This window comes from Flavobacterium sp. (assembly GCF_023151265.1).
In the GTDB taxonomy this organism is placed as follows: domain Bacteria; phylum Bacteroidota; class Bacteroidia; order Flavobacteriales; family Flavobacteriaceae; genus Flavobacterium.
The window spans coordinates 1-6,660 of the sequence record NZ_JAKLJH010000141.1 but is presented as its reverse complement, the minus strand read 5'-3'; the positions used below and the strand labels follow the sequence as shown (position 1 = coordinate 6,660).

Genomic DNA, 6,660 nt, shown 5'->3' with positions numbered 1-6,660 from the left:
ACGGATTACTGCAATCGATTCATATTAAAACTCAATTAGGCGAATACACAGAAAACTACGTGTATAAAAATGGTAAAATCATTGAAAAAAAGGATACTACTAAAAAAAGCGTATTTGAATATGACACTAAAGGAAATTTGAGCAAAGAAACAGTGTATGAAAAAGAGGTAATGGTTGAAAAAATTACTTATACCAATTACACTTCACCAAATTCATATACTAAAAAATCAATCAAATATGCCAACAATGAAGAAGATCAAATTAATGAGCAAATAATCAAAAGTGGGTTGTTGATTTCAGAAAAAAATACCACAAAATATTCGACTTTAACAGAAACCTATCAATACGATAAAAACAGAAATCAAACGCAATACAAAAGAGATGACAAGGTTTTTAAAAGCACTTATGAATATGATGCAAAAGGAAATATCTTACGTTCGCAAATAGAACAATTAGATTTTGATACACAGGAAAATGTAAATTATTTCACTTTCGCAAAAGTTACTTATTCAAACGGAAAAACTGCTGGGAATGCTGAATTTGATGTAAATTATGTTAAAAAATATGATACAAATTCGGCTTCTTATGAAGTGAGTACCTCTTTTCACGGCGCTTCTGACGAAGTATTAAATAAGGCTTTAGCGGATTTACAAGCAATCGCTAATCCAAAGTATAAAATTAAGAAAAATGAAGGAAATACGTTTACTATTAAAGATGCTAATGGAGAAGAAATTACAAATGATGTAGAAGCCGTAAAAAGTAATTATGATATTTTGGTTTATGATATTTTATTCAAGAAAACAGTATTGTTAAAAGGATTTTACACCGAAAACACAAAAGTTGGCGAATGGTACAACATGGAAGAATTTTCTTCTCCAACTGGAATGTATTGGATTTTTTCAGAGAAACCTGAGTTTTTTGTGATTCAAAATGGAGTGATTTTAGATTCAACTTTATACAAATTAGTAAAAACGCAGAAAGAGGATGATTTCATCGTTCAAGAGGCTGGAATTGACAAATACATCATTCGCGATTTGAATTCAAAAGGGTTTGAAACATTTTATCCGTTGGAATTTTTAAACAATTAAACATGAGATTTTCTATTCTTTTTCTTTTTTGGTTTGCCAATATTTTTGCCCAACAACAATTTAGAACTTCCGATTTTGGTTATTCTGATGATGTGGTAAAAGTGGAAGAATCGCTGTATAAATTCAATAATGAAACGAAAGAATTTGTTATAGAAAATGCCTACACAACTGAAATCAAAAACACCTATTTTCAGAAGCAAATTCTTGAAACTTATTTCAATGAAAATAAATTAATTGGAGAATATCAGTATCGTTATAATCCTGATTTTACGATTAAAGAAATCGAATATAAGCCAATCGAAGGAAAATTTGGTTACCCAATGAAGTTCTTGTTTCATTACGAAAAAGGAAAATTGAGAAAAATGATTGCTGAAGGTATACAAACTACTTTTTACGAATATGACAAAAACGGAAACTGCACGAAAGAGATTGAAAAAGACTTACGAAATGAAGTAGTAAAAACAATCTTGTATCAAGATTACAAAGACTATAAAACGTACACAAAACTCAACAAAGATGGCGATGGAACAGGAACTGATTTTACCAAAGAATACTTTGAAAACGGATTGGTAAAACGCACCGAATTTGTTTCTGGTGATTTTAAATCGGAAACTAATTATACTTACAACGCTTTTAAAAATATAAAAAGTCAAGTGTATAACGACAGTTCTCGTATCGATTACAATTACGAATTTGATTCCAAAAACAATCGAATCAAAATCGCTAAACTGAGTCAAGCCTTACCAGAAGATAATTCGTTTACGTTTATTAAAATTACCTACGCAGATGGAACAACTTCTGGAAGCACAAAGCTTGATTTAGACTTCGTTAAAAAATACGATGAGGTATTTAGAGAAAAAGATTCGTTGTTGCAACACTATCAAAAAGTGGCGTATTCGAGAAAAGATTATCTATCAGTTTTAAAAGGTGATAAGGATAAAATTGAGATTCAAGATTCCTATGATAATAATTTTGAAAAAGTAGTGCAATTAGTCGACACACAAGAACATTCTAGTTTAATAATTTTTAATGAAGTAGATAAATCCGTGCATTTTGTGAAAGGATTTTATTTAGACGATTTCGCAAAACACGAATGGCATGATGCTGTAAAATTAGAATCACCAACAAGAATGTTTTGGGTAAAAGATAATACGTTTAAAATTTCATTTTATCAAGATGGGAAGTATTTGCAAAGCAGTAATTTTTCAATTCAAGATGATGAAAATCCAAACCATTTGGTTGTAAAATCAGTTGATGGTACAACTTACCAAATTCAAAATATTGATACTTCAGAAGCGGGAAGATTATATCCATTATTTAAAAAATTGAAAATATGAAAAGTTTAATAATTTCAATTATTGCTTTATTCGGATTGAGTTTACAAGCTCAAAAGCAATTTCTAGCATCACATTTTAATTGGTCTCCAAAAACGAAAACTATTCAGAAAGAAATTTATTATTTCAATCCAGAAACCAATACAAAAGAATGGTCAAAAACAGAAACTTATACGTTTTACAGTCAATATTTAGATTCTGTAATAGTGGATTTGGGCGATGCGAAAGAAATTACAAGACACAATTTCAATATTGATAATTGCTTAGTATCAAAAATCACCGATTATAAATTAAGCGAAACCCAAGACAAAACCTTATTTTTCTATGATAAAGAATTGCGATTAACTAAATCACAAGAATTTGTGCAAGGCAGATTGTTTTCTGAAACGAAATATTCCTATGACAAGCAAAATCGGTTAGTGAAGTCAGTTTGCAGAGAAAAAGAAACCGGTTTTTCTGAAATTACCGAATATTCCAATTACACTTCTGATGATAGTTACACTAAAACTTCGTATTATAAAGATGCTAAGAAAGAAGCAAATTTATCCGTTGAAATCTATAAAAACGGTTTGTTAATAGAAGGAAATTATCAGATTTTCGATTTAAAAAGTAAAATGGTGTATCAGTACGATGAAAAACGAAATGTAATCTCCGAACAAAAAGACAACGAAACACCAACTTTATATAAATACGAATATGATGCTGAAGGAAATCCAACGAAAATAATGATTTCAAACTCAGGAAATCCTTATGCGAATTCAGAAATTATTATAAAAAGTGCGTATTCTGATTTTAGGTCAAATTAAAAAGTCCCGATTCAATCGGGACTTTCTTTTATAATTTATTTTCTAAACTGTTCCAACCACCACCGTTGATGCAATCAATTCCGTGTTGTTTTAAAATTGAAGTTGCTTGACCGCTTCGCATTCCTGAACGACAACAAGCGATGATCGGTTTGTTCCATTTTTTAATGGTTTCGATGTTTCCGTTTAAAACTTGTAAAGCAATATTTTTTGAACCTTTGATGTGACCGTCTCTATATTCTTCTGGAGTTCTTACGTCTAAAATAATGGCGCCTTTTTGAATGTATTCCTGAACATCATTCGTTTTATTTCCTAATCCTAAAAAATCTAATATTCCCATAATTGTTTCCTTTTTTTGACAAAGATAGAGCTGATTGAAAATCTTTTCAGTAACAAAAGTTACTTTGGTTAAGCGTTAGCTTTTTCAAAAATCAACTCCAATCCGTTATCCACTAAATGAGCAACTTCAGGACGATTCATTTTTACTTTTTCTAAGTGATTTAGAACTTTATCTACTAAATCTGAGTTTCCTTCTTTTTTAGCTAGTTCCGCAATTTCAACAGATAATAACCAATCGTTTGGATGACCAGCAGAAACCGAAGCAAATGCTTCTTTTAAAGTAGTAGAAGCCTGTTTCCCTTCTCTAATATTACGAACACTTAAATATAGTTTTTCTAATTCTTCTCTTTCAACCGATTTTTTCTGTTTAATGGTTTGCGATGATGGAACGTGATTGATCATGTCAAAACTATTCACATCTGCCGGGCCTGAAAAAGCAGAAATTACTTTTTTACCAACAGCCATATCGTAAATTCCCCATTCTGGCTGAAAAAGAACAGTATCATTATGAGTAACAGTACAATTTTTGAATTTAATCAATAAAATTTCACCTTGTAAGTTTCTAGAACCTGTAATGATTTCTCCTTTAACCATAATATTTCCTTCAAATTCTAAAGTCACTTGTTCGCCTTCATAAATATCATACGCACGTAAATCTCTCGGACTCATTTCTTCAATAGCCAAGTTGATTCCTTTTAATTTTCCAATTGGCGAACCAAAACCTTCTGCATGATATGCTGTTCCGTGACCGACTAATTCTTTTTCTCTGTACGAAAGCGCCGTTTTACCTGTTGTTTGTACATAAACCGATTTTCCTTCGTGTTCAATTACGTTGGTAAAAACACCCGAAATTTGTAATCCAGTACTTAATTCGATAGTTCCTAATGCTTTAGAATCTATTAATTTTTGAACACTTTTTGGACCACCTTTTCTTAAAGCCATTGTATTTGCAAATTCTTCTAAAACCAAATTTAGCTGAGCAAAATCAGGAGTAACATATAATTGTGGTTGAGGTTTTGTAATATCAAAGCTTTGGTCTGCTGCCGAAATATCATACGGAATTTTCTTAACATTATCCGTCATGCACCAAGCACTTTCTCCAATCGAAGAAAGTAATCCTGCACCATAAATTTTTGGATTTTCAACTGTTCCAATTAAGCCATATTCCACTGTCCACCAATGTAAATTTCTAATGCGTGACATTTCTGATAATTCGCCCATATTATTTTGTAAGAAATCCACTTGCTCTTCCGCTTTTTTAATTTCTTCTTCTGGAGTATCTTCTGCTTCTTTTAAAATGGAAAGCAAACGAATAGCTTCATACAATTCATAATCGCGAGAAGAAGAAATAGCTTTACAGCCAATTTCACCAAAACGTCTTAAATATTCAGCATATTCTGGATTGGCAATAATAGGAGCGTGGCCTGCACCTTCGTGAATAATATCTGGTGCTGGAGTATATTCGATGTGTTCTAACTGGCGAATATCGCAAGCAATAACCAACACATTATAGGCTTGAAATTCCATAAAAGCGTTTGGAGGAATAAATCCGTCAACAGCTACTGCTGCCCAACCGATTTCTTTTAGAATTCGGTTCATTCCATACATATTTGGAATGTTATCGATTTCTAAACCTGTTTTTTCTAAACCTTCTAAATAAGAATTATGCGCAACTTTTGAAAGATAAGACACGTTTTTACGCATTACATAACGCCAAACCGCTTGGTTTATGGGTGTGTAATCTTCATAAACTTGAGGTTTAATGAATTGTTTTAAATGCTTTGGTAATCTGTCAATCAGCGGATTGCTTTCAAAATGCGTTTCCATAATTTTACTTGTGATGTTTGACGTAAAATTACGATTTTTTCACAAAGCAGGAAAACTTTTTGCGAATTTGATAACGTGTTTTTTATTTTAACAATACTAATTAGTTTCTCTGATTAGTTGTTCGTTTTTAGCTTTTCTGTTTTTTAGGATATTGATATAGCGCAATGCAATTTTATCTCCATAATCGGTGTAGGATTTAGTTGTCCATTCAATCGCTTCATCCAGATTTCCATTTATTTCATTGATGATTCCCATGTTGTAGCAAGCTCTTCCGGCAATTTTAGGGTCACGATTTTTTGTTTCTAAAAGCCATAATTCAGCAGCGCTATCCCATTGTCCTGCTTGAGCTCTACGTTTTGCAATTTCAAAATTTGGAGTTCCTTTTACGTAGTAATCTCTATTAACTCTTATGCGATAAGGCATAATTTGAGTAGCATAATTGGTGCCAATATCTTTTGCTATTGAAAGTACAACGTCTTTTCGCGATTTAATCGTTTCAAATGCTTTCATAGGATTAATTCCTCTTCCGTTTAATTGAACGGAGTTGTTTGTAGCATATACATCAACAATTGCTTTGTCATTATTGTCGTATATTCTCCAACCTGATTTGATTAAAGTAGTAACGGTAGCTTCGTGTTCAATAACAGGAATTTTTAATCCGAATGCATTTTTTGCTTCACTTTTTATGGTTCTGTAGCTTATTTTAGAATCGGTATCAAAATAGGAAAGTTCGTAGATAGCGTCTAAGTTGTTGGCTTTGCAAATTTCGTTTACTTTTTCCCAAGACAATTCACTGGTAAACTGATCTATTCCGTATTTTTTTGATTCTAAAGTATCAATTAGAATAACATTTTGAATCTTGTTATTTTTAAGAAGTTCGCTTTTTAAATTTTCAATAGCCGTAAAACTTCCTAATTTATCTAAATCTTTTCCTTCTGCAGACAAAATTTTATCAACCGCATCAAAAACTTCATATTTTTTATCGGGTAAACTTCTGTTTACGATTCCAATTTTAGAAGTTTGCTTGTTTAGTAAAATAGGTGCTGGTTCTGTAACAGGAAGTGTTAATCCGTTAGTAGGACTACACGATGCGAATAGTGTTAATAGAATTGAAACAACTAGTATTTGGAGGTAATTTTTATTCATAATTTCAATTTTGTTTAAAAATAGAAATAAAAATGATACACCAATATTTTTACTCCACTTTTTCTACAGGAACAGCTGGTTCAGTTTTTGGAACACTATCATTTTGAATCGTTGGAGTAGGAG

The 6,660-nt window shown here is 31.5% G+C and carries 5 protein-coding genes and 1 pseudogene; 3 read left to right on the top strand and 3 right to left on the bottom strand.

What is annotated here, in order from left to right; all coding sequences use genetic code 11:
- The 3 genes and pseudogenes from L6Q46_RS11705 to L6Q46_RS11695 form a co-directional block, all read left to right on the top strand.
- A pseudogene (locus L6Q46_RS11705) lies at positions 1-1,088 on the top strand (hypothetical protein); the annotation flags it as partial.
- Between the two features lie 2 nt (positions 1,089-1,090).
- Complete coding sequence (locus L6Q46_RS11700) at positions 1,091-2,425, top strand: hypothetical protein (protein WP_291284456.1); 1,335 nt, start codon at positions 1,091-1,093, stop codon at positions 2,423-2,425.
- Complete coding sequence (locus L6Q46_RS11695; protein WP_291284455.1) at positions 2,422-3,228, top strand: hypothetical protein; 807 nt, start codon at positions 2,422-2,424, stop codon at positions 3,226-3,228. The genes L6Q46_RS11700 and L6Q46_RS11695 overlap by 4 nt, the downstream gene beginning before the upstream one ends.
- Positions 3,229-3,256: 28 nt before the next feature.
- Here L6Q46_RS11695 and L6Q46_RS11690 read toward each other — a convergent pair whose 3' ends face one another.
- From L6Q46_RS11690 to L6Q46_RS11680, 3 genes are all read right to left on the bottom strand, one after another.
- Positions 3,257-3,565: a rhodanese-like domain-containing protein gene (locus L6Q46_RS11690; protein ID WP_291284454.1), complete on the bottom strand. Its 309-nt coding sequence runs from the start codon at positions 3,563-3,565 to the stop codon at positions 3,257-3,259.
- 68 nt (positions 3,566-3,633) lie between these two features.
- Positions 3,634-5,391: an aromatic amino acid hydroxylase gene (locus L6Q46_RS11685; RefSeq protein ID WP_291284453.1), complete on the bottom strand. Its 1,758-nt coding sequence runs from the start codon at positions 5,389-5,391 to the stop codon at positions 3,634-3,636.
- Positions 5,392-5,487: 96 nt separating this feature from the next.
- A complete protein-coding gene (locus L6Q46_RS11680; protein ID WP_291284452.1) occupies positions 5,488-6,537 on the bottom strand; it encodes a DUF6340 family protein in 1,050 nt (349 codons plus the stop codon).
- Positions 6,538-6,660: the final 123 nt, after the last annotated feature.

What these genes read in the sequence shown, in the direction of transcription:
- L6Q46_RS11700 (WP_291284456.1), top strand. Translation starts at nt 1,091, where the DNA reads ATGAGATTTTCTATTCTTTTTCTTTTTTGGTTTGCCAATATTTTTGCC.
- L6Q46_RS11690 (WP_291284454.1), bottom strand. Translation starts at nt 3,565, where the DNA reads ATGGGAATATTAGATTTTTTAGGATTAGGAAATAAAACGAATGATGTT.
- L6Q46_RS11680 (WP_291284452.1), bottom strand. Translation starts at nt 6,537, where the DNA reads ATGAATAAAAATTACCTCCAAATACTAGTTGTTTCAATTCTATTAACA.
- L6Q46_RS11685 (WP_291284453.1), bottom strand. Translation starts at nt 5,391, where the DNA reads ATGGAAACGCATTTTGAAAGCAATCCGCTGATTGACAGATTACCAAAG.
- L6Q46_RS11695 (WP_291284455.1), top strand. Translation starts at nt 2,422, where the DNA reads ATGAAAAGTTTAATAATTTCAATTATTGCTTTATTCGGATTGAGTTTA.